Below are 21,981 nucleotides of genomic sequence, written 5' to 3' on the forward strand. Positions count from 1 at the left end.
GAACCCCGCCGCCCGCGCGGCCGCCGGCCGCTCCAGCAACGGAAGCTCGGTGAACAGGATCGACAGATTGACGTTGAAGCGCGTGTCCGAGAAACCCATGAGGGCCGGCGCTCCTTCCGGATAGTGGAACTGTTTTTCTGCGTAACGGAACATTGCCTGCCGTGCTCGGAGGCTGTCAAGGGGGCCCCGGCGCAATTTCTGGTGGCCGGGCCGAACCGCGCGTAGGTTGAGCGACGTGCGATTGAGAGTGGAGTTCACGACGGAGCCGTTCGACCTGGACGAGGCGCCGGAACATGCGGTGGTGGCCCGGGACGTCGTCACCGGCGCCGAGCTGGACGCCGTCGATGTCGGCCCGTTCGGCAACACGGCCGAAGGGGATGCCGAGCAGGTGCTCGGAGCGGTCTCCGCGCTGCTGCGCGAATCCCTGCGGGCGGGCGCCACCCGGGTCTCCCTGCAGGTCAATGTGATCGGGGAAGCCGGGCGGGGCGAGGGGGACGCGACGTGACCGAGCCCGCCGACCACCCGTTCGTCCAGGCGGTCAAGCCGCTGGTGGACGCGATGGGCGGACAGATGGTCGCCCCCGACCTGGCCCAGGGTGACGACGTCGTCCTCGCCTGGGAGGGGCAGGACCGGGTGGCCGTACGGCTCCCGCACCTGTCGGATTCGCTCGACCACATCCTGGCCGAGCTCCAGCGCCGGCACGGCATGCCGCTGGCGGAGCTGGACCGCAAGACCAAGCAGTCGGTGGTGCGCATCCTGGAGACGCGGGGCGCCTTCTCGGTGCGGCACGGGGTCGAGACCGTGGCCGGCGCCCTCGGCGTCAGCCGTTTCACCGTCTACAACTACTTGAACAGGGAGAATGCCGCGAAGGACGCCGACTGAGGCGAACTGCCCGAGTTCCCCGCTCCGGTCGCCGAAGCCGCCGTCCCGCAACCCCGGACGGCGGCTTTTGTGTCGCCGAGTTTTCAACAAAGTGTTGACGTGTTGTTGCCGGGGGTCTTAGCTGTTTCCAGCCAAGCAGAGCTGTCCAGCACCAGGCCACGGAGGCTTCCCGTGTCTTCGACCACCCAGCGTTCGACGGGGGTCACCCCCGAGCCCCCGTCGGGGCTCGCCCGGTTCAACACCGCCGACGACAGTACGGCGCGAGCCGTCCTGCACGAGGTGTGTGCCAGCCGGGTCTGGGGGAGCAAGGTCCTCGCCCGGCGCCCCTACGCCACCACCGACGCCCTGTTCGCCGCCAGCGACGCCGCCATGGCCGAGCTGACCGCGGAGGATCTGGCCGAGGCGATGGCCGGGCACCCGCCCATCGGCCGGCCGAAGCCCGGAGACCCGACCTCGTCCCGCGAGCAGAGCGGGATGGCCGGGGCCTCCGACGAGCTCAAGACGGAGATGCTCGAACTCAACCTGGCCTACCAGGAGAAGTTCGGGCATGTCTTCCTGATCTGCGCCTCCGGCCGTACCGGGGAGCAGATGCGCGATGCGGTCCGTAACCGGATCGACAACACGCCGGAACAGGAACGAGAGATCGTTCGTGTGGAGCTCGGCAAGATCAACCGCATTCGCCTGACCCGTATCGCGGAACACGCAGAAGGAGACGCAGCATGAGCAGCGAGACGGCTGCACAGACGTCGGTGTCCACGCACATCCTGGACACCAGCGTGGGCCGCCCCGCGGAGGGCGTCGCCCTCACGCTCTCGGTGCGCTCCGGCAGCGACGGCACCTGGACCGCCCACGGCGCGTCCAAGACCGACGCGGACGGGCGCTGCAAGGACCTGCCGGCGCTGCCGGAAGGCACCACCCACGTGCGCCTCGACTTCGAGACCGAGGCGTACTTCGTTTCCCATCAGCCCAGTTCCAACCAGCAAGCCGAGGAACAGCAGGACGCCCCCCGCGTAAGGGACAGCGGAGCCTTCTTCCCGGAGGTGGCAATCACCTTTGCCGTCAAGCCGGGCGAGCACTACCACGTACCGCTGCTGCTCAACCCGTTCGGCTACTCCGTATACCGAGGGAGCTAGCACCGACATGCCCACGATTCTCGGCCAGAACCAATACGGCAAAGCGGAAAACCGCGTCGTCAAGATCACTCGCGACGGCGACACGCACCACATCAAGGACCTCAACGTCTCCGTCGCGCTCTCCGGCGACCTGGAGGAGGTCCACCTCTCCGGCTCCAACGCCCACTGCCTGCCCACCGACACGACCAAGAACACCGTGTACGCCTTCGCCAAGGAGTACGGGATCGAGTCGGCCGAGCAGTTCGGCATCCACCTGGCCCGGCACTTCGTGACCAGCCAGGAGCCGATACACCGGGCCCGGATCCGCATCGAGGAGTACGCCTGGGAGCGGATCGCGACCTCCGACGCCAACTCCCGCTTCATCGGCTCCGACGAGGTCAAGCACTCCTTCGTCCGCCAGGGCCAGGAGACCCGCCTGACCGAGATCACCTACGACGGTGAGCAGTGGCAGGTCATCTCCGGTCTGAAGGACCTCGTGGTGATGAACTCCACCAACTCGGAGTTCTGGGGGTACATCAAGGACAAGTACACGACGCTGAAGGAGGCGTACGACCGCATCCTGGCCACCGAGGTATCGGGCCGCTGGCGGTTCAACTGGACCGACGACGACCAGCGGATGCCCAACTGGGAGCGTTCGTACGAGCAGGTGAAGAAGCACATGCTGCACGCCTTCGCCGAGACCTACAGCCTCTCCCTCCAGCAGACCCTGTACCAGATGGGTTCGCGCATCATCAACAACCGCTCCGAGATCGACGAGGTGCGGTTCTCGCTCCCGAACAAGCACCACTTCCTGGTGGACCTGGAGCCGTTCGGGCTCAAGAACGACAATGAGGTCTACTACGCGGCGGACCGCCCGTACGGCCTGATCGAAGCCACTGTTCTGCGCGACGGTGTCGAGCCCAAGATCCCGGTGGATCTGACGAACCTCTGAGCGGCTCCGACGCAACGCCGTGCCTCGCGTCCCCTCCCCACCCCGCAGCGGGGAGGGGACGCGGATCCTGAGGGGAACGACCCATGGCACAGCCATCGCAAGTCCCGCACCACCCCCCGCCCGCGGTCCACCCGGTGGACGAGAAGCCGGCGGCCAAGCGGCTCGTCCCGGCCGCGCTCCAGCACATCGCCGCCATGTACGCGGGTGTCGTCACCCCTCCGCTCATCATCGGCCAGGCCGTCGGCCTGGACGCCGCGGGCCGGACCCGGCTGATCGCCGCCGGCCTGCTCATCGCCGGGCTCGCCACGCTCCTGCAGACGCTCGGCGTCCGTACGTTCGCCGGCAACCGGCTGCCGTTCGTCAACGCGGCCAGCTCCGCCGGCATCACGCCGATGCTCGCCATCGCCGAGACCACCGCCAAGGGCCACCAACTCCCCGCCATCTACGGGGCGGTGATGGTCGCCGGGGTCTTCTGCCTCGCCGTCGGACCGTTCTTCGGCAGACTGCTGCGTTTCTTCCCGCCGCTGGTCACCGGCGTCGTGATCACCCTCATCGGGGTCACCCTGATGCCCGTACCGGTCGGCTGGGCGCAGGGCGGCGACCAGCGCGCCGCCGACTTCGGCGACATGAGCAACCTGGCCCTCGCCGCCTTCACACTCGTGGTGATCCTGCTCATCCAGCGCTTCACCCAGGGCTTCGTCAAGCAGATCGCGCTGCTGATCGGCCTGGTCGTCGGCACCCTCGCGGCGGTCCCCTTCGGCATGGCGAGCTTCGACGGGCTGCGCTCGGCCCCGGTCGCCGCGCTGCCCACCCCGTTCGCCTTCGGCCCGCCGGAGTTCCAGCCCGCCGCGATTCTCTCGCTGTGCATCGTGATGCTGGTGCTGATGACGGAGTCGGCGGCCGGCATGCTCGCCCTCGGCGAGATCTGCGACCGCCCGACCACCGGCGTCACCCTCACCCGCGGACTGCGCACCGACGGCATCGCCACCCTGCTCGGACCGGTCTTCGGCGGCTTCCCGACCAGCGCCTTCGCGCAGAACGTCGGAGTGGTCTCGCTGACCCGTGTGCGCAGCCGCTACGTCGTGGCGCTCGCCGGCGCCACCCTCCTGGTCCTCGGTGCCTTCCCCGTCCTGGGCGCCGTGGTCTCCCTGGTGCCGATGCCGGTGCTCGGCGGTGCGGGTATCGTCCTGTTCGGATCGATCGCGGTCAGCGGTATCCGTACGCTCTCCGAGGCCGGTCTCGACGACAGCTCCAACATCATCCTGGTGGCCGTGTCGCTCGGCGCAGGCATCATCCCGCTCGCCGCGCCGACCTTCTACGCGGACTTCCCCGCCTGGGCACAGACCGTGCTCGGCTCCGGAATCAGTGCCGGAGCCCTGGTAGCGGTCCTGCTCAATCTCTTCTTCCACCATCTCGGCACCCGGAGTCGTTCCACGGTTCCGGCACTCAAATCTTCCTAGGGTCCTGCCGTGCCCACACCATCACCGGAAAGAGGAAGCACGATGGCACCATCGGCAGCCCAGCGCATCGTCATCGAGAACTGTGCGATCGCGACCGTCGACGCCGACGACACCGAGTACGCCACCGGCCATGTCGTCGTCGCCGGCAACATCATCGAGTCCATCGGCGCTGGCAAGGCACCCGAGGGCCTGGAGAACGTCGTCCGCCGCGTCGACGGCACCGGACACCTGGTCACCCCCGGCCTGGTGAATACCCATCACCACTTCTACCAGTGGATCACCCGGGGTCTGGCCACCGACCACAACCTGTTCAACTGGCTGGTCGCGCTCTACCCGACCTGGGCCCGTATCGACGCCCCGATGCTCGCCGCGGCCACCCAGGGCTCGCTCGGCATGATGGTCAGGGGTGGCGTCACCACCGCCTCCGACCACCACTACGTCTTCCCGCAGGGCTCCGGCGACCTGGTCGCCGCCGAGCTGGCCGCGGCCGCCGAGATCGGCGCCCGGATCACCCTGGCCCGCGGCTCGATGGACCGCAGCGAGAAGGACGGCGGGCTGCCCCCGGACTTCGCCGTGGAGACCACCGAGGGCGCCCTGCTGGCCACCGAGGAAGCCGTCGACAAGCACCACGACGCCTCCTTCGGCTCGATGGTGCACATCTCCGTGGCGCCCTGCTCGCCGTTCTCCGTCTCCACCGAACTCTTGCGGGAGGGCGCCGTACTGGCCCGCCGTAAGGGCGTACGGATGCACACCCACGGCTCGGAGACCGTGGAGGAGGAGAAGTTCTGCCACGAGCTGTTCGGCATGGGCCCGACCGACTACTTCGAGTCGACCGGCTGGCTCGGTGACGACGTGTGGATGGCGCACTGCGTCCACATGAACGACTCCGACATCGCCGCCTTCGCCCGCACGGGCACCGGCGTGGCGCACTGCCCGTCCTCGAACGCGCGGCTGGCGGCCGGTATCGCCCGCGTCCCCGACATGCTCGCGGCCGGCGTCCCGGTCGGCCTCGGCGTCGACGGCACCGCCTCGAACGAGTCCGGCGAACTCCACACCGAGCTGCGCAACGCCCTGCTGATCAACCGCCTCGGTGCCCACCGGGAAGCCGCCCTCAACGCCCGCAAGGCGCTGCGGCTCGGCACCTACGGCGGCGCGCAGGTCCTCGGCCGGACCGCCGAGATCGGCTCGTTGGAGGCCGGCAAGCTCGCCGACCTGGTGCTGTGGAAGCTGGACGGCCTCGGCCACTCCTCCATCGCCGACCCGGTCACCGCGCTGGTCTTCGGCGCGGCCGCACCGATCACGCTCTCCCTCGTGGGCGGCAAGCCGGTCGTCGAGGACAACCACCTCACGAACGTCGACGAGGACGCCATCGCCCGCACCGCGCGGGCCGAGGCACAGCGTCTGGCCCGGATCGCCGCCGAGGGCTGACCCCCTCGGCGCGGTCCACGACCGACGCCACCCCAGACTCGGCCGGGAGGGACGGCTCCCGGCCGATCTTGTGGATCCGAGCAGGATCCGCAAGAAGCCGGACCCCGGGGCGCGGGACCCCTCGCGCCCCGGGCCGGTCGGCCTCCCCCACCGCCGTTGACGCGCCACAAGCGCCGCCCGCACCACACGCTCACCAGGCGACTTCTCGCACCACGCACCACATGGCAAGCCCTCCGTGACAGCCTCGCACCGCCGGCCCCGGCGCTGCAGAAATCGACAGGAGGCCCGCAGTGGCCGCAATTACCGGGCAGAAGTCGGAGGCGGACCGGAAGCACCCGGTCGATGAGACCCTCCCGCCCTTCAAGATGTTCACCAGCGGCCTCCAGCACGTGGCCGCGATGTACGCGGGCGTGGTGGCCCCGCCGATGATCGTGGGGCCGGCCTGCGGGCTGAGCGCCACCGAGACCGCCTTCCTGATGGGCGCCAGCCTCTTCACCGCGGGTATCGCCACCCTCCTCCAGACCCTCGGCTTCTGGAAGGTCGGCGCCAAGCTCCCCTTCGTCAACGGCGTCTCGTTCGCCGGTGTCACCCCCATGGTCGCCATCGGCAAGGCGCAGAGCCCCCACAACGCCCTGCCGATCATCTTCGGTGCGGTGATCGTCGCCGGTGTGCTCGGCTTTCTGCTCGCCCCCTACTTCTCCAAGCTCGTACGCTTCTTCCCGCCGGTGGTCACCGGCACCGTCATCACCCTGATCGGTGTCTCGCTGCTGCCCGTCGCGTTCAACTGGTCCCAAGGGGGCAACTCCCGGGACCCCGCCTACGGTTCCCTGACGAACATCGGCATGGCGGCGCTGACGTTCCTGATCGTGCTGGTGCTGCGCCGGGTGCTGCGGGGCTTCCTCCAGCAGATCGCGATCCTGCTCGGCCTGATAGCCGGCACCCTGATCGCGATACCCGTCGGCATCACCGACTTCGCCGCCCTCACCAAGGCCGACGTACTCGGCTTCCCGACGCCCTTCCACTTCGGCGCCCCGCAGTTCGACGTCGCCGCGATCGTCTCGATGTGCATCGTGATGCTGGTCTGCATGACCGAGTCGACGGCCGACATGCTCGCCCTCGGGAAGATCGTCGACCGCCCGGCGGACGAGCGCACCATCGAGGGCGGACTGCGCGCCGACACCCTCGGCACGGCCCTCAGCCCGCTCTTCAACGGCTTCGCCAACAGCGCCTTCGCGCAGAACATCGGCCTGGTCGCGATGACCAAGGTGCGCAGCCGCTTCGTCGTGGCGACCAGCGGTCTGATCCTGATCGTGCTGGGACTGTGCCCGATGGCCGCGTCGGTCATCTCGCTGGTCCCGCTGCCGGTGCTGGGCGGCGCGGGCATCGTGCTCTTCGGGTCGGTGGCCGCCAGCGGCATCCAGACGCTGGCCTCCGCCGCGATGGAGAAGGGCGACAACGCGCTGATCGTCGCGGCCGCGGTCGGCATCGGGCTGATCCCGATCGCCGCGCCGGACTTCTACCACAGCCTCCCCAAGGACCTGTTGGTCGTCCTGGACTCCGGCATCAGCACCGGCTGTCTGGTCGCCATCGTCCTCAACCTCGCCTTCAACCACTTCGGCCGAAGGCCGCAGACGGGGGCGGAGGCCCTCGCGCCCGGCGGCGACCCGCAGATCCCGCTCCAGCCCGATCGCGGCACGGTGGACGACACCGACGAGCCCGCGTCGGCCCCCGCGCACTGACCCCGGACACCGCATCGGCCCGTAGGGGAGCGTCAACCAAGCTCCTCCTACGGGCCGTTGCGCTGCGCGGCGGGCCGCGGCGTGCGGATCAGCCGATGTGGTAGCTGTCCCCGTACACCTTCCAGTCCAGCGGGGTGTGCAGATCGAGGTTTCCCTTCTGGAGGAAGACCCGCTGTGCGGTGTCGACCCGGCTGGTGTCGCTGTGCGCCTCCTCCTGCTTCATCGCCCAGACCCGGGCGTCGAGGAAGGCGTTGAGGTAGGTCTTCTCGTCGCCGCCCTGGGCCGGCGGCTTGGCCTTGGCCAGCGCCCGCTTGCGGATGCTGGAGAAGCTGGTCGGGTCGCTGCCGTCACCGTGCATCACGATCGCGTCGTAGTACGCGAACTGGCCCAGCACGCCGATGCCGTCGGCCTTGCCCTGCTTGACCGCGGGGTTGAAGTACACCCGGTCCCGCTCGTCGTTCTGGGCCTTCTGGAACTCGGGGTCCTGGGCGGCCTTCTTCCAGTCCTTGGTGTAGTTGGGGTCCAGGCCCTCGTGCGAGTCGCTGCCGTCCACCTTGCGCAGCGCGGGGAGGTACTTGGCCAGGACGTTGCCGGGCTTGCGCTGCGTGTAGAGCTCGACGAGTTCGAGCATGTCGTGGGTGCCGGAACAGAAGCCGATGATGCCGCCCGTGTAGCCGCGGCCGTCACCGATGTCCTCGATGTACTTGTACTGGGCCTTCCAGTTCAGCGAGGAGTTCTCGGCGCTGGAGACCAGCTGCATCGCGATCTCCTTCTTCGCCGGGTCGTCGAGGCCGGACGCCGCCCGTGCGGCGTGCGGCGCGGAGTGCGCGGTGGCCGGGGCCGGGTGGTCGGCCGGTCCGGCGGTGGTGGCGAGGGCGGTCGCGGGCACGGCCAGCAGGGCGAGGCCGAGGGCGACGCGGGTGGCTGTCCTGGGCAGGGCCTTGGGCAGGGCCCTGCCTATCGATCGGGTGCGCATGGAGTCAGTCCTCCAGTTCGGAGCGAGCCGTGGGGGGTTCCCCAATCGTTAGGAAGCTTTCCTACCAGACTTACGGGGTGCCGTATAGCCGTCGGGTCGAGCCGGCACGGGACGCCACGACCGCCGGGCGGCGACGGCCCGGTCCGTCCTGCCGTGCTCAACACGACCCGAAGGAACGGCAGTTGCTCACCCCGGCAGCTCGTTCAGCAGTCCGTTCAGCAGCCCGTGAATTCCCGGCCGCGGGTCGAAGTCCGCTGCGGGGAAGGTGAGTTGACGGAACGCGACCCCGTCCAGGTGGTCGAGGAGGATCTCGCAGTGCCGGCGCGGCGTGCGCGAACCGAGGCGCCGCAGCCACTCGGTACCCCGGTCGATGGTGGCCTCCCGGCCGCGGGCGAGGGCCGCGCGCAGTTCGGGCCGGGCCGTGGACTCCAGGGAGAGGGTGAAGCGGGCGGCGGTCCTGGCTCGCGCCGGGCCGGTCGCGTACCGGAGGAAGCGGGTGACCTCATCGGCGAGTTCACCGACGCCGGCCGGCGCGGGCCCCGCGCTGACGCGCTCCCAGTCGCGGCGCTCCAGGGCCCCCAGGTGGTCGACGAGGCCGTCGACCAGGGCCGCCCGGTTGCGGAAGTGGTTGGAGGTCGTACCGGACGGGACCCCGGCCGCGGTGTCCACGGCCTGATAGGTGAGCCGCCGCGCCCCCTCGCTCCCGAGGACCTCCAGCGCCGCGTCCAGAACCTGCTCCCGCCGACGTGCCACTCCGTGCGCCCTTCTCGGTCTTGCCGGATCCACTATTTTTGGATCCACTATTTTTGTAGTGCGCGTTCACTGTAAACGTAGTCCCGGACCGTCGTGACCAGGCGCTTCATCGCTGCCGCGCATCCTCGGAGTCCTGCCGCGCGGAGCACCCCCGCCCGCCGGACCCGACGGCGCCGCCGCCCCATACATCCCGTTACGCCCGATAAGCTGGCCTGCGTCTGACTCAACGTCAGGTACGGGCGATGGCGTCGAGGTGCGTGACACCGGCGGCGCCGAGGAGAGGGGTTCCGCGGTGAACCAGGAAGCCAACGACCCGCACGTCCCGGGCACCGGCGCGGCGGCCGCCGCCCTGGAGTCCACCGTGGACGCACTGATGGACGGGGTGTGCGCGGACCTCAAGCGGCTCGCGGCCATCCCCTCGATCGCCTTTCCCGGCTTCTCGCCCGAACCGGTCCTCCAGGCCCGCGATCTGCTCGTCGCCCTGCTCAGGGACGCCGGCGTCGCCACCATCGGGGAGCTCAACCTCCCCGCCACCGCCCCCGTCATCACCGGGAGCATCCCGCCACCCACCCCCGACGCCCCCACCGTCCTGCTCTACGGCCACTACGACGTCCAGCCGCCCGGCGACGAGCGGCTGTGGACCTCCGCGCCCTTCGAACCCGCCGACTTCCACGAACCGGCCGGCGGCCCCGCGATCCGTGCCCGCGGCATCGCCGACGACAAGGCCAACCTCATGGCCCACATCGGCGCCCTGCGGGCCTACCGCGGCCGTCCACCCGTCGGCATCAAGATCGTCTTCGAGGGTCAGGAGGAGTACGGCAGCGCCTTCGAGGCGTATCCGCCCAGCGAACCCGACCTCTTCGCCTGCGACGCGATGATCATCGCGGACACCGGCAACATCCGCCCCGGCACCCCCACCCTCACCACCGCCCTGCGCGGCTCCGCCGTCGTCCTCGTCGAGGTCCGCACCCTCAACTCCGCCGTCCACAGCGGCGAGTACGGCGGCGCCGCCCCCGACGCCCTGCTCACCCTCCTCAAGGCACTCGGCACCCTCCACGACGTCCACGGCGACGTCGCCGTCGAAGGGCTGCGCCGGGAGCCCTGGCACGGCACCACCTTCACCGAGGAGGAGTTCCGCGACCTCGCCGGCGTCATCCCCGGCACCCCGCTCCCCGGCTCCGGCGGCCTCGGCGAACGCCTCTGGAACGGCCCCGCCCTCACCGTCGTCGGCCTGGACGCGCCGTCCGTCGACCGCGCCGCGTCCGCCGTCGTCCCGTACGCCCGCGCCAAGCTCAACCTCCGCGTGCACCCCCGGCAGGATCCCAAGGAGGCCCAGGCCGCCCTCGTCCGCCACCTTCAGCGCCTGCGCCCGTTCGGCATCCCGCTCACCGTCACACCCGGCGAGGCCGGCCCCGGCTACGAGGCCGCCACCGACGGCCCCGCCTACCGCGCGGCCCGCACCGCACTGCGCCGCGCCTGGGGCACCGACCCCGTCCACTGCGCCAGCGGCGGTTCCATCCCCCTGGTCAACGGCCTGGCCGAGGCCGCCCCGAACGCCGAGATCCTGCTCTTCGGGGCCGAGGACAACCTCTGCAATCTGCACGGCCCGAACGAACGCGTGCTGCGGTCCGAACTCCGCGGCCACCTGCTCGCCGAGGCCGCCTTCCTCGCCGAATACGCCGCCGGCCACCGCACCGGACCCACCCCGTGACGGCCCCCGACCCTGCCGGCACCACCCCGCCGACGGCAGGTCCCCCACCGGGCGAGGACCACCCGCCAGGCCGCCCCCGCTTCACCTTCCCCAGCGCCCTGACCGTCCTGGTCCTGGTCACCCTCGTGGTCTGGACCGTGGCGTTCTTCATCCCGTCCGGTACCTACACCCGCAATGCCGCCGGCGCCCCCGTCCAGGGCACCTACCACCGCACGCCCTCGGGCCTGACCTTCCTCGACCGCCTCGGCGACCTCTTCCTCTCCCCGGTCAACGGGCTCTACGGCATCAAGGACCCCAAGACCGGTCAGGTCGGCCCGGATCTGACCGGTGACCTCTACGGCAGCGCCGGCGTCTTCCTCTTCGTCCTCGCCATCGGCGCCTTCATCACCGTCGTCTTCGCCACCGGAGCCCTCGACCGGGGGATCGGCCGCCTCGCCCACCGCCTCCGCGACCGCGGCGCGCTGCTCATCGCCGGCATCATGACGGTCTTCTCCCTCCTCGGCACCGTCGAGGGCTTCGCCGAGGAGACCCTGGGCTTCTACGGGCTGATCGTGCCCCTGATGCTGGCCCTCGGCTTCGACCGGCTGGTGGCCACCGGCACCATCATCCTGGGCGCGGGTGTCGGCGTCCTGTGCTCCACCGTCAACCCCTTCGCCACCGGCGTCGCCTCCTCCGCCGCCGACATCTCCCTCGGCGACGGCATCGCCCTGCGCTTCGCCATGTGGCTGGTCCTCACCGCCGTGACGATCGCGTACGTCATCCGCTACGCCCGCCGCGTCCGCGCCGTCCCCGAACGCTCCCTCTGCGGCTTCCTCCCCGGCGACCGCGACCATGCCCAGACCGCCGCCGACGCCCAGGAACCCCCGCCCCTCACGCCCCTCCACAAGACGGTCCTGGTCACCGTCGCCCTGGTCTTCGCCTTCATGATCTTCTCGGTGATCCCCTGGTCCGGTGCCCTCACCGGCCGCGCGGACGCCGCCCCCTACGCCTTCGAACTCGGCTGGTCCTTCCCCCAGTTGGCGGCCCTGTTCCTGGTCGCGTCGGTCCTCGTCGGCCTGCTCGCCCGCATGCCCGAACCCCGACTCAGCGCGACCGTCGTCCAGGGCGCCGCGGACTTCATCTCACCGGCCCTGGTCATCGTCCTGGCCCGCGGCGTCACCGTCATCATGAACAACGCCAAGGTCACCGACACAGTCCTGCACTCCATCGAAGGCGTGGTCTCCGGCACCCCCTCCGCCGTCTTCGGCATCACGGTCTTCGTCGTCAACCTCCCGCTGGCCTTCCTGATCCCCTCCACCTCCGGCCACGCCACCCTCGCCATGCCGATCCTGGCCCCCCTGGCCGACTTCGCCCACGTCCCCCGCGCCGTCGCCGTCACCGCCTGGCAGGCAGCCAGCGGCTGGATGAACCTGTGGGTCCCCACCACCGCCGTCATCATGGGCGGCATCTCCCTCGCCAAGGTCGGCTACAACACCTACCTCCGCTTCATCTGGCCCCTCCTGGCCCTCCTCTTCCTCCTGATCTGCGCGTTCGTGGGGGCGGGGGCGGTGGTGACCTGACCACCGGCCGGCCGCGCGCCGACCGCCGTAGACGGCGCAGGGCCGGTACCGCCACCCGAGAGGGAGGAGGTACCGGCCCTGCGTGCGGTGCGAGCGGTGCTCAGCCCAGCAGTTCGTATGCCGGGAGGGTCAGGAAGTCCGCGTAGTCGGCGTCCAGGGAGACCTTCAGGAGGAGGTCGTGGGCCTGCTGCCACTTGCCGGAGGTGAAGGCTTCCTCGCCGAGTTCGGTGCGGAGGGCGGCCAGTTCGTCGGCGGCGATGGTGCGGACGAGGTCCGCCGTGGCCTTTTCGCCGTTCTCGAAGACGACGCCGGCGTCGACCCACTGCCAGATCTGGGAGCGGGAGATCTCCGCGGTGGCGGCGTCCTCCATGAGGCCGAAGATGGCGACCGCGCCGAGGCCGCGGAGCCAGGCTTCGATGTAGCGGGTGCCGACCTGGACGGCGTCGATCAGGCCCTGGTAGGTGGGCTTGGCGTCGAGGGAGTCGATGGCGATGAGGTCGGCGGCGGAGACCGAGACGTCCTCGCGCAGGCGGTGCTTCTGGTGGGGGGCGTCGCCGAGGACCGCGTCGAAGGAGGCGCGGGCGACCGGGACCAGGTCGGGGTGGGCGACCCAGGAGCCGTCGAAGCCGTCGCCGGCCTCGCGGTCCTTGTCGTTCTTGACCTTGGCCAGGGCCTGCTCGTTGGCCTCCGGGTCGCGGCGGTTGGGGATGAAGGCCGCCATGCCGCCGATGGCGTGCGCGCCGCGCTTGTGGCAGGTGCGCACGAGGAGTTCGGTGTAGGCGCGCATGAACGGGGCGGTCATGGTGACCGCGTTGCGGTCCGGCAGGACGAACTTGGCGCCGCCGTCGCGGAAGTTCTTGACGATGGAGAAGAGGTAGTCCCAGCGGCCGGCGTTGAGGCCGGAGGCGTGGTCGCGGAGCTCGTAGAGGATCTCCTCCATCTCGTACGCGGCCGTGATGGTCTCGATGAGGACCGTGGCGCGAACGGTGCCCTGAGGGATGCCCACGTAGTCCTGGGCGAAGACGAAGATGTCGTTCCAGAGGCGGGCCTCCAGGTGCGACTCGGTCTTCGGGAGGTAGAAGTACGGGCCCTTGCCGAGGGAGAGCAGCCGCTTGGCGTTGTGGAAGAAGTAGAGGCCGAAGTCGACCAGCGCGCCGGGGACCGGGCGGCCCTCGAACTGCAGGTGGCGCTCCTCCAGGTGCCAGCCGCGCGGCCGCATCACGACGGTCGCCAGTTCCTCGGCGGGCTTGAGGGCGTACGACTTGCCGGAGGCCGGGTCGGTGAAGTCGATCCGGCGCTCGTAGGCGTCGATCAGGTTGAGCTGGCCGGTGACGACGTTCTCCCAGGTGGGGGCGGAGGCGTCCTCGAAGTCGGCGAGCCAGACCTTGGCACCCGAGTTGAGGGCGTTGATCGTCATCTTGCGGTCGGTGGGACCGGTGATCTCCACCCGGCGGTCGTTGAGCGCCTCGGGGGCCTCGGCGACCTTCCAGCTGTCGTCGGCGCGGACGGCCGCGGTCTCCGGGAGGAAGTCCAGCGTGCTGGTCCGCGCGATCTCGGCGCGGCGCTCGGCACGGCGCGCGAGCAGTTCGTCGCGACGCGGGGTGAACCGGCGGTGCAGCTCGGCGACGAAGGCGAGCGCGGCGTCGGTGAGGACCTCGTCCTGCCGTTCGGGGGTGTGGGCGGGGTCGACTTCGACGATGGCCAGCGGGGACGGCGCTGGTGCGGACATGAGCTGTCACTCCATTCAGCGGCGGTGCCTGGCGGCCGCCGGGGCGCCGGGGCGGCACGGGGTGCCGCGGGCTCCGAGATACGGTCGCGGGCGCCGTTCGGGTTCAGGGCGCTTCTGACCAGTGGAGACTAGTTTCCTTATCGCGGAACTTCAATGGTTTGTTGATGTCGAGATTCTCTGGGTCGACACAAGTGGTGATCGAATGGCGCTCGGTGCCATACCCGTCACTCTCCATCACCCCCGTCGCGCCCGCGCGGCGCCTGCTCCAGTCGGTGCAGGTCCTCCGGCGTGTCGATGTCGTACGGCGCGGCGATGTCGGAGCACTCGACGAGAGTGAGCGCGGCGGCGTGCCGCTGGAGGTAGGCGCGGGCGCCGCGGTCGCCCTCCGCGCTCGCCGCGATGTCCGCCCAGCGGCCGGCGCCGAACAGCACGGGGTGGCCGCGGCGCCCGTCGTACGAGGCCGCCGCCAGGTCCGCGCCCGCGGCGTACGCGGCGATCAGCCGGGCGACCGCCGCGGCGCCGATACCGGGCTGGTCCACCAGGGACACCACCACCGCCCCGGCCCCCGAGCCGGCCAGCGCGGCCAGGCCCACCCGCAGGGAAGTGCCCATGCCCTGCTGCCAGTCGGGGTTCTCCGAGATGCCGTACGCCGAGAGGTCGGCCCGGGCGCGTACCGCGTCGGCGGCGGCGCCCAGTACGAGGTGCACGGGGTCGCAGCCGCCGTCCCGCAGGACCCGCGCGGCGTGCTCGACCAGCGGCCGTCCCCGGTGGTCGAGCAGTGCCTTGGGCCGTCCCCCCAGACGCCGGCCGCCGCCGGCGGCGAGCAGCAGACCGGCGACCCTCCCCTCGGGCCGTGGCGCGGCGGACGGTTCTCCCGGCGGTGTCGATGCTGTCGGTGCCATGGGGACTGCTTACCTCATGGCGCCGTGTGACGCGTCGCCCTGGCGGGTGCCGCCCGCGGTGCCGGTGCGCGGTGCCGTCGCTCAGGCCGCGTCGTCGGACGCGCGCGGGCGGGGGATGCTCGGCCGGAAGCGCTCCCGCAGGTGGTGCGTCCGCTCCTCCACGCGCCGCCGCTCGGCGACGTAGCGGTGTATGTGCTCCAGGGTGATTTCCGACGCATCGGAAAGGCCGTACGCGCGACAGATGAGCTGGACGACGCTGACGCCGCGGCGGTTCGGGCCGGTGCCGGGACCGGTGTTGGGCTCCATGGCAGTCTCCGATCCAGTGATATGCCGGATATTTCCTTAGAAGGGAGAATGCTCCGTTCCGCCACCGCCTACGCATCGAATTCGCGACGAACATGCCAATGGGTGCCGGGGAGAACGCACGTACTGACACATCATCAGGCCGAAAACGGGTACCGCGTGTGGGGGAGTGGTCGATGGGGCGTGTGGGGTGCGAGTGGGGGTGGTGCGGCCCTGGTGACGCCCCAATTGCCGTCGCGAAACCGGCTCTTCGGACAAGGCGTCCCGTTCGCCCGCCGGCGATGTCACGGCCGGGCGTGTGGCCGGATAAGGTTCTGCCCCGTTGCGGACATCGTGGCTGCCCGCCGGTGCGGCGGGTGAGGCGCATGTTTTTCTGAGTCGGGGGACGTCGTGGTGAACAGTGTGGGCTCGTCCGGGATCTTCCAGCCGCTGGAGGGGGACGACCCCCGGGTGATCGCGGGTTACCGCCTCACCGCACGGCTCGGCGCCGGCGGCATGGGCAAGGTGTACCTCTCCTACACGCCCGGCGGACGCCCGGTGGCCATCAAGGTGATCCGCCCCGAGTTCAGCGAGGACGCGGAGTTCCGGCGCCGGTTCAAGCAGGAAGTGCAGTCCGCGCAGCGGGTGCAGGGGCTGTTCACCGCGCCGGTCATCGACAGCGACGCGGACGGCCCGAGCCCCTGGCTCGCCACCGCGTACGTCCCCGGCCCCTCGCTCGCCGCGGCGGTCGCCGAGCACGGCAAGCTGCCGGTGCCGACCGTGCTGCTGCTGGTCGCCGGGATCGCCGAGGCGCTCCAGGTGATCCATGGCGCGGGCATCGTCCACCGGGACCTGAAGCCGTCCAACGTGCTGCTGGCCGCCGACGGCCCGCGGGTCATCGACTTCGGTATCGCCCGCGCCGCCGACGCGACCTCGCTGACCAGCAGCGGCGTCACCGTCGGCACCCCCACCTTCATGGCGCCGGAGCAGGCCGCGGGCAGCACCATCACCCCGGCCACCGACATCTTCGCGCTCGGCCAGGTCGCGGCGTACGCGGCCATCGGCACACCGGCGTTCGGCGAGGGCACCTCGCACGGCGTGCTCTACCGCATCGTCCACGAAGAGCCCGATCTGACCGGACTGCCGGAAGAACTGCGCGAGTTGGTCTCCCGCTGCCTGGCCAAGGACGCGTCGGAGCGGCCGTCCATCGCCGAGGTGATCGCGCTGTGCGGCGCGGCCTCCGGCCAGACCCAGCTGCGCCGCCCCGAGGAGTGGCTGCCCACCGCCGTCGCCGCGGACATCACCACCCGCGCGGCGGCGCCGGCCCCCGCGCAGGCGCCGCCGCCCCCGCTGGAGGCGCCCACCGCGGGCGCTCCGGTCCAGCCGCCCACCGTGCCCGCGCAGCCGGCCCAGGCCCCGGCGCAGCCACCGGCCGCCGTTCCCGCGCAGCCGCCGACCGTCCCGCCGGTGCCGACCGAGCTGAATCACCCGCAGACCCCGCCGCCGGGCTTCGGTCCCGCGTACGCGCCGACCGTCGGCACCCCGGCGCAGGGCACCGCGACGCACGCCGGCGCGGCCGCGACCGGTCCGCACGGCACCGGCCCGCACCCCACCGGCCCGGCCGTCGCCCACCCCGCGGCCGGCGCACCGGGTCCGCAGCCGCCGAAGAAGAAGCGCAAGGGGCTGATCACGGCCCTGGTGGTGGTCTGCCTGCTGGTCTTCGCGGGCGCCGGCGGCGCCGTCGTCTACACCTTCATGAAGGACGACGGCCGGAAGAAGAGCGACCAGGCCACCAGCAACAACAAGGCGGAGAACAGCGACGCCTCGCCGACGCCCACCCCGGCCGGGACGGCGAGCCCCGACGGCGCGACGAACACCCCCGCCGCGCCCCAGCAGGACCCGACCCCGGTCGACTTCAAGAACATCAATCTGCCCGACGACTACCACCTGTCGATGGCCGACGAGGCGATGAAGCCGACGAACACGGACACCGACACCGACACCGACTTCGCGTACCAGGACAACAGCTACTCGGACGACCAGGTCAACACCGAGAACGGCAAGCTGGTGCTGCTCAACGCCGGTGAGGAGGGCTCGCTCGACACCTGCCGCAACGAGACCCGCTTCACCGAGACCATCCTCGCCAAGCAGCTCACCAAGGGCTCGCAGATCTGCCTGACCACCGACTACGGCCACGTCGCCCTGATCACCTTCAAGGGCTTCGCGCCGAAGTCGGACCCCAGCAGCTACATGACCGTCGACGTCCGGGTGTGGCGCAACGCGGTGCAGCCCAAGCAGGACTCCTGAGACGGGAGTCCCGGGCCGGGGCTCCCGAGACGCGGGTGCTCGATACGCGGGGCGCGTTCCCTCAGGGGATCGCGCCCCGACCGCGCCGGTGATCCGGGGATTTTCGCTCTCCGTATGGCGCGAGCAGCGCAGAGTGGCGTTAACTGTCCCGCATTGTGGAACGGGCAACGGCCATGGAGGACGCCGTCGTTGTGGAACAACTGCGGAGGAACGGACGAGTGACCGCGGTCGACGGCGACCCGCGCGTCCAGGAGCTGCGCGGTGCGGTCGCCCGGCTGCGTCGTCAGCTGGCCGTGCTCCCCGGGGAGTTACCGGACCGGGGCGCCGCCGATGACGAGTTGGCGGCGCTGGACGCGATGGTCAGCCACGGGCTGCCGGAGGTGCCCCGGCTGCGCCGGTCGCTGCTGCTGATCGCCGGGGCGGTGGGCTCGGTGAGCGCGCTGTCGCCCGCGCTGAGCGACGTGCGCGAGGGCATCGACCGCTTCGGTCAGCTGCCGCCCGGCCGCTGACCGGGGGATCGTGGCGGCCTGCGAGGTCCGCACCGCCGGCCGTCCCCCCGGCCCCTTCGTCCGGTTCGTCAGGCGGGCGTCTGGTTGGCGAGCGCCACCGACAGCTGCGCCGCGACGTCCTGCAGCACCGGCACGATCTTGTCCGTGGCGTCCTCGGTCACCCGGCCGGTCGGGCCGGAGATGGAGATGGCGGCGGAGGTGGGGGAGTTGGGGACCGGCACGGCGAGGCAGCGGACGCCGATCTCCTGCTCGTTGTCGTCGACGGCGTAGCCGATCCGGCGGACGTCGGCCAGCGCCTCCAGGAAGCGCTCCGGGTCGGTGATCGTCTTGTCGGTCGCGGCGGGCATCCCGGTACGGCCGAGGAGCGCGCGGACCTCCTCCGGCGGGTGGTTGGCCAGCAGGGCCTTGCCGACGCCGGTGGAGTGCGGCAGCACCCGGCGGCCGACCTCGGTGAACATCCGCACCGCGTGCCGGGAGGGCACCTGCGCGACGTACACGATCTCGTCGCCGTCGAGCAGCGCCATGTTGGCGGTCTCGCCGGTCTCCTCCACCAGGCGGGCCAGGAACGGCCGGGCCCAGGTGCCCAGCAGGCGCGAGGCGCTCTCGCCGAGGCGGATCAGCCGGGGGCCGAGCGCGTACCGGCGGTTGGGCTGCTGGCGTACGTAACCGCAGGCGACGAGCGTGCGCATCAGCCGGTGGATGGTGGGCAGCGGCAGGCCGCTGCTGCCGGACAGCTCGCTCAGACCGACCTCGCCGCCGGCGTCGGCCATCCGCTCCAGCAGGTCGAAGGCGCGCTCGAGGGACTGGACGCCGCCGGCGCCTGCGGGCTTGGCTTCGGCGGCGGAGGTGCTGGCGCTGGACGGCGGCACGTCGCGTTCCTTTCAGGGCGGGTCAGATCGGTCTCGGCTCGGGACTAACGGGCGCCGGGCCCGACCGGAGCAGCCTACCGGTCCCCCTACGGTGACACACGGTCTCTCGCACACTCGTTCTCGCCGGTCAGCCCCTCTTTGTCCCACCGTGCGAGATGCCGGGCAACTGGGTAGCCGTGATCCCTTGACGGTGCCAGTGGCCGTAGCTACGTTCTGCTGCGCGAAACCTACTGTCCATTCTGTGGAATCCTCCAAATCGCTGGAGTGTCATGCGCATTCTCGTCATGAACCCGAACACCACGGTTTCCATGACCGCCTCGATCCGCGCCACCGCAACCGCAGCCGCCGCACCGGGCACCGAGATCCTCGCCACCGAACCCCTGTGGGGTCCGGAATCCATTGAGGGGCACTTCGAGGGCTACCTGAGCGCCGCGGCCGTCCTGGACCGGCTCGCCACCCTCGGCATCCCCTTCGACGCGCTGGTCATGGCCGGCTTCGGCGAACCGGGCCGGGAGGGTGCCCAGGAACTGCTGGACGTCCCCGTGCTGGACATCACCGAGAGCGCCGCCCAGATGGCGATGATGCTCGGGCACGCCTACGGGGTCGTGACCACGCTCGACCGCGCCGTACCGCAGATCCAGGACCGGCTGCTGACCGCCGGGCTGCTCCAGCGCTGCGCCGCGGTGCGCGGCACCGGGCTCGGGGTGCTGGAACTGGAGGAGGACCCCGCGCGGACCGTCGAGGTGATCATCGAGACCGCCCGCGAGGTAGTCCGGGCCGGTGCTGAGGTGATCTGCCTGGGCTGCGGCGGGATGGCCGGGCTGGACGCCGAGGTCGCGGCGGCGCTCGGGGTGCCGGTCGTCGACGGGGTCGCCGCGGCGGTGAAGTTCGCCGAGGCGGTCGTCGGTCTCGGGCTCACCACCAGTACGGCGCGCAGCTTCGCGCCGCCGCGCCCGAAGGTCATCGGTGCGTGGCCGCTGAGCAGGCATTTGTCCTCGGGGCGCGCCGCGGACCCGCTCCGTGCCGCTGAATTTTCCGCACAGACATCAGACATCTGACAACTGGTGTCCTTCTGACCCTTCTGAGCCCTCCGACCCTCGCTCTCCAAGCTCCACCCAACCTGCCTGGGAGGACCCGTGACCACACCCCCGCAACCGGACCCGCGGCTGTTCAACGAGGATCTCGCGCCGGCCCCCGAGCGCAAATGGGGCACGTACAGCATCTTCGCGCTGTGGATGTCCGACACTCACGCGATCAGCAACTACGCCTTCGCCTCCAGCCTGTTCGTGCTGGGCCTGCCGGCCTGGGAGGTGTTCGTCGCGCTGCTGGCCGGCATCACGATCGTCTACTGGCTGATGAACCGCATGGGGCACGCGGGGCACCGGACCGGTGTGCCCTACCCGGTGCTCGCCCGCGCCAGCTGGGGGGTGTACGGAGCCAACATCCCGGCGCTGTTGCGCGCGGTGATGGCCGTCGCCTGGTACGGCATCCAGACCTGGCTGGCCTCCACCGCCGTCGTGCTGCTGACCCTCCAGCTCGCGCCCGGTCTGGACGCGTACAACCACAACTCCGTGCTGGGCCTGTCGACGCTGGGCTGGGTCGCGTTCATGGTGATGTGGGGGCTCCAGGCGGCCCTGCTGACCCGGGGGATGGAGTTCATCCGCAAGGTGCAGGACTTCGCGACCGGGCCGGTGGTCTGGCTGGTGGTGCTCGCCCTCGCGCTCTATCTGGTCATCAGGGCCGGCGGGGACATCTCGCTGACCCGCAGCATCACCGGCCTCAGCGGCGCCGAGCAGGCCCGGCAGAGCCTCATCGCGGTCAGCCTGACCGTCGCCACCTTCCTGACCCTGGTGCTCAACTACGCGGACTTCGCCCGCTTCACGCCCGACCACCGCTCCTACCGGCGCGGCAATCTGATCGGGCTGCCGGTGAACTTCACCGCCTTCGCCGTGGTCGCCGTGCTGGTCACCGCCGGCACCATCTCGGTGTTCGGCGAGGCGATCTACGACCCGGTGAAGGTGATCCAGAAGATCGACAACCCGGTGGTCACCGTCATCGGCGCGCTGGCCTTCATCGTCGCCACCATCGGCATCAACGTCGTCGCCAACTTCGTCTCGCCCGCCTACGACTTCGCCAACCTCGCGCCGAAGTATCTGAACTTCAAGCGCGGCGGCATGATCACCGCGGTGCTGGCCGTCGTCGTCATGCCCTGGAAGCTGTACTCCTCGGCGCTGGTGATCCAGTACTTCCTGGGCGCGCTGGGCGCCTTCCTCGGGCCGCTGGTGGCGATTCTGCTCGTCGACTACTACCTCGTGCGGCGCGGCCGGATCGACGTCGACGCGCTGTTCTCCGCCGACGCCGCGGGCGCGTACTTCTACCGCAGGGGCTACAACCCCAAGGCCGTGATCGCCTTCCTCCCGGCCGCCGCGGTCTCGGCCGCGGTCGCGCTGGTGCCGGCCTTCGGGGCGGTGGCGCCGTTCTCCTGGATCTTCGGGATGGCGCTCGCCGGCGGGCTGCACGCCCTGGTCTCGGGCCGGGGCAGGGGCGCCGCGGGTGCCGGGCCGATTCCGGACGAGATCATCCCGTCCCAGGTCAGGGCCGTGGCGGCGGAGGAGCGGGGGCCGGCGCCCCACCTCGGGGTGACGTCCGCGCCGGTGCCGGCGGAGGGGTCTTGACGGGCCGGGATCCGGAGTGAAGACTCATTCAACAGACTGTTGAATTCGCTCGCCGGGGAGTCGGACCGGCGGATTCCGGTCCGGGAGTCCGCCCGGACCACGCTCCGGTGCGGGCCCCGCGCGGCGGGCCGCGGCC

Annotated in this window: 20 protein-coding genes and 1 pseudogene; 14 read left to right on the forward strand and 7 right to left on the reverse strand. The window is 70.9% G+C overall.

All coding sequences use genetic code 11. The features are described 5' to 3' along the window. A pseudogene (locus OO62_RS39250) lies at positions 1-99 on the reverse strand (hydroxypyruvate isomerase); the annotation flags it as partial. Positions 100-235: 136 nt separating this feature from the next. On the opposite strand from OO62_RS39250, the gene OO62_RS32610 reads away from it, so the two are divergent. The 8 genes from OO62_RS32610 (at position 236) to OO62_RS32645 (ending at position 7,573) form a co-directional block, all read left to right on the forward strand. Then, the gene (locus tag OO62_RS32610; RefSeq protein WP_077193864.1) at positions 236-505 is read left to right on the forward strand and encodes a YkoF family thiamine-binding protein; all 270 of its coding nucleotides are present in this window, start codon (positions 236-238) and stop codon (positions 503-505) included. Beyond that, entirely contained in the window at positions 502-882 is a 381-nt protein-coding gene (locus OO62_RS32615; RefSeq protein WP_033271297.1) for a helix-turn-helix domain-containing protein, read from the forward strand. The genes OO62_RS32610 and OO62_RS32615 overlap by 4 nt, the downstream gene beginning before the upstream one ends. A 171-nt stretch (positions 883-1,053) precedes the next feature. Next, the gene (gene uraD, locus OO62_RS32620; RefSeq protein WP_033271298.1) at positions 1,054-1,605 is read left to right on the forward strand and encodes a 2-oxo-4-hydroxy-4-carboxy-5-ureidoimidazoline decarboxylase; all 552 of its coding nucleotides are present in this window, start codon (positions 1,054-1,056) and stop codon (positions 1,603-1,605) included. After that, entirely contained in the window at positions 1,602-2,015 is a 414-nt protein-coding gene (uraH, locus tag OO62_RS32625; RefSeq protein WP_033271299.1) for a hydroxyisourate hydrolase, read from the forward strand. Before uraD ends, uraH begins: the two co-directional genes overlap by 4 nt. A 7-nt stretch (positions 2,016-2,022) precedes the next feature. After that, on the forward strand, positions 2,023-2,946 hold the full coding sequence (pucL, locus tag OO62_RS32630) for a factor-independent urate hydroxylase (RefSeq protein WP_033271300.1): 924 nt from the start codon (positions 2,023-2,025) through the stop codon (positions 2,944-2,946). 83 nt (positions 2,947-3,029) lie between these two features. Continuing rightward, positions 3,030-4,406 carry a nucleobase:cation symporter-2 family protein gene (locus OO62_RS32635; protein WP_033271301.1) on the forward strand — a complete coding sequence of 459 codons (1,377 nt, stop codon included), beginning with the start codon at positions 3,030-3,032 and terminating at the stop codon, positions 4,404-4,406. A gap of 42 nt (positions 4,407-4,448) precedes the next feature. Beyond that, positions 4,449-5,834, forward strand: coding sequence for an 8-oxoguanine deaminase (locus OO62_RS32640; protein WP_033271302.1), 1,386 nt, complete (start codon positions 4,449-4,451; stop codon positions 5,832-5,834). 290 nt (positions 5,835-6,124) lie between these two features. Continuing rightward, positions 6,125-7,573, forward strand: a complete 1,449-nt coding sequence (locus OO62_RS32645) for a nucleobase:cation symporter-2 family protein (protein WP_033271303.1) — start codon at positions 6,125-6,127, stop codon at positions 7,571-7,573. Positions 7,574-7,661: 88 nt separating this feature from the next. Here the strand turns inward: OO62_RS32645 and OO62_RS32650 are convergent, their stop codons facing one another. Further along, on the reverse strand, positions 7,662-8,549 hold the full coding sequence (locus OO62_RS32650) for a chitosanase (RefSeq protein ID WP_033271304.1): 888 nt from the start codon (positions 8,547-8,549) through the stop codon (positions 7,662-7,664). A gap of 186 nt (positions 8,550-8,735) precedes the next feature. Further along, the gene (locus OO62_RS32655; protein WP_033271305.1) at positions 8,736-9,302 is read right to left on the reverse strand and encodes a TetR/AcrR family transcriptional regulator; all 567 of its coding nucleotides are present in this window, start codon (positions 9,300-9,302) and stop codon (positions 8,736-8,738) included. A gap of 373 nt (positions 9,303-9,675) precedes the next feature. Between OO62_RS32655 and OO62_RS32660 the strand changes: the two genes are divergently transcribed. Next, a complete protein-coding gene (locus OO62_RS32660; RefSeq protein WP_051733814.1) occupies positions 9,676-11,013 on the forward strand; it encodes a M20/M25/M40 family metallo-hydrolase in 1,338 nt (445 codons plus the stop codon). After that, positions 11,010-12,572 (forward strand): YfcC family protein, encoded by a 1,563-nt coding sequence (locus OO62_RS32665; protein ID WP_051733813.1) that lies wholly within the window; start codon positions 11,010-11,012, stop codon positions 12,570-12,572. The genes OO62_RS32660 and OO62_RS32665 overlap by 4 nt, the downstream gene beginning before the upstream one ends. A 100-nt stretch (positions 12,573-12,672) precedes the next feature. Here OO62_RS32665 and aceB read toward each other — a convergent pair whose 3' ends face one another. The 3 genes from aceB to OO62_RS32680 form a co-directional block, all read right to left on the reverse strand. After that, entirely contained in the window at positions 12,673-14,301 is a 1,629-nt protein-coding gene (gene aceB, locus OO62_RS32670; protein WP_033271306.1) for a malate synthase A, read from the reverse strand. Between the two features lie 224 nt (positions 14,302-14,525). Continuing rightward, a complete protein-coding gene (locus OO62_RS32675) occupies positions 14,526-15,203 on the reverse strand; it encodes a nucleotidyltransferase family protein (protein WP_078617481.1) in 678 nt (225 codons plus the stop codon). Positions 15,204-15,284: 81 nt separating this feature from the next. Continuing rightward, positions 15,285-15,509, reverse strand: a complete 225-nt coding sequence (locus tag OO62_RS32680) for a hypothetical protein (RefSeq protein WP_033271307.1) — start codon at positions 15,507-15,509, stop codon at positions 15,285-15,287. A gap of 387 nt (positions 15,510-15,896) precedes the next feature. On the opposite strand from OO62_RS32680, the gene OO62_RS32685 reads away from it, so the two are divergent. Together OO62_RS32685 and OO62_RS32690 are read left to right on the forward strand one after the other, a co-directional pair. Beyond that, on the forward strand, positions 15,897-17,792 hold the full coding sequence (locus OO62_RS32685) for a protein kinase domain-containing protein (RefSeq protein WP_033271308.1): 1,896 nt from the start codon (positions 15,897-15,899) through the stop codon (positions 17,790-17,792). A 173-nt stretch (positions 17,793-17,965) separates the two neighbouring features. Next, positions 17,966-18,301 (forward strand): DUF5955 family protein, encoded by a 336-nt coding sequence (locus tag OO62_RS32690; RefSeq protein ID WP_228332686.1) that lies wholly within the window; start codon positions 17,966-17,968, stop codon positions 18,299-18,301. A 68-nt stretch (positions 18,302-18,369) separates the two neighbouring features. On the opposite strand, the gene OO62_RS32695 is transcribed toward OO62_RS32690, so the two are convergent. Further along, entirely contained in the window at positions 18,370-19,170 is an 801-nt protein-coding gene (locus OO62_RS32695; RefSeq protein WP_033271310.1) for an IclR family transcriptional regulator, read from the reverse strand. Between the two features lie 269 nt (positions 19,171-19,439). On the opposite strand from OO62_RS32695, the gene OO62_RS32700 reads away from it, so the two are divergent. Together OO62_RS32700 and OO62_RS32705 are read left to right on the forward strand one after the other, a co-directional pair. Next, the gene (locus tag OO62_RS32700) at positions 19,440-20,228 is read left to right on the forward strand and encodes an aspartate/glutamate racemase family protein (protein ID WP_033271311.1); all 789 of its coding nucleotides are present in this window, start codon (positions 19,440-19,442) and stop codon (positions 20,226-20,228) included. Positions 20,229-20,306: 78 nt separating this feature from the next. Further along, positions 20,307-21,845: an NCS1 family nucleobase:cation symporter-1 gene (locus OO62_RS32705; RefSeq protein ID WP_063739081.1), complete on the forward strand. Its 1,539-nt coding sequence runs from the start codon at positions 20,307-20,309 to the stop codon at positions 21,843-21,845. Positions 21,846-21,981: the final 136 nt, after the last annotated feature.

This window comes from Streptomyces lydicus, from assembly GCF_000717345.1.
Classification (GTDB): domain Bacteria; phylum Actinomycetota; class Actinomycetes; order Streptomycetales; family Streptomycetaceae; genus Streptomyces; species Streptomyces lydicus.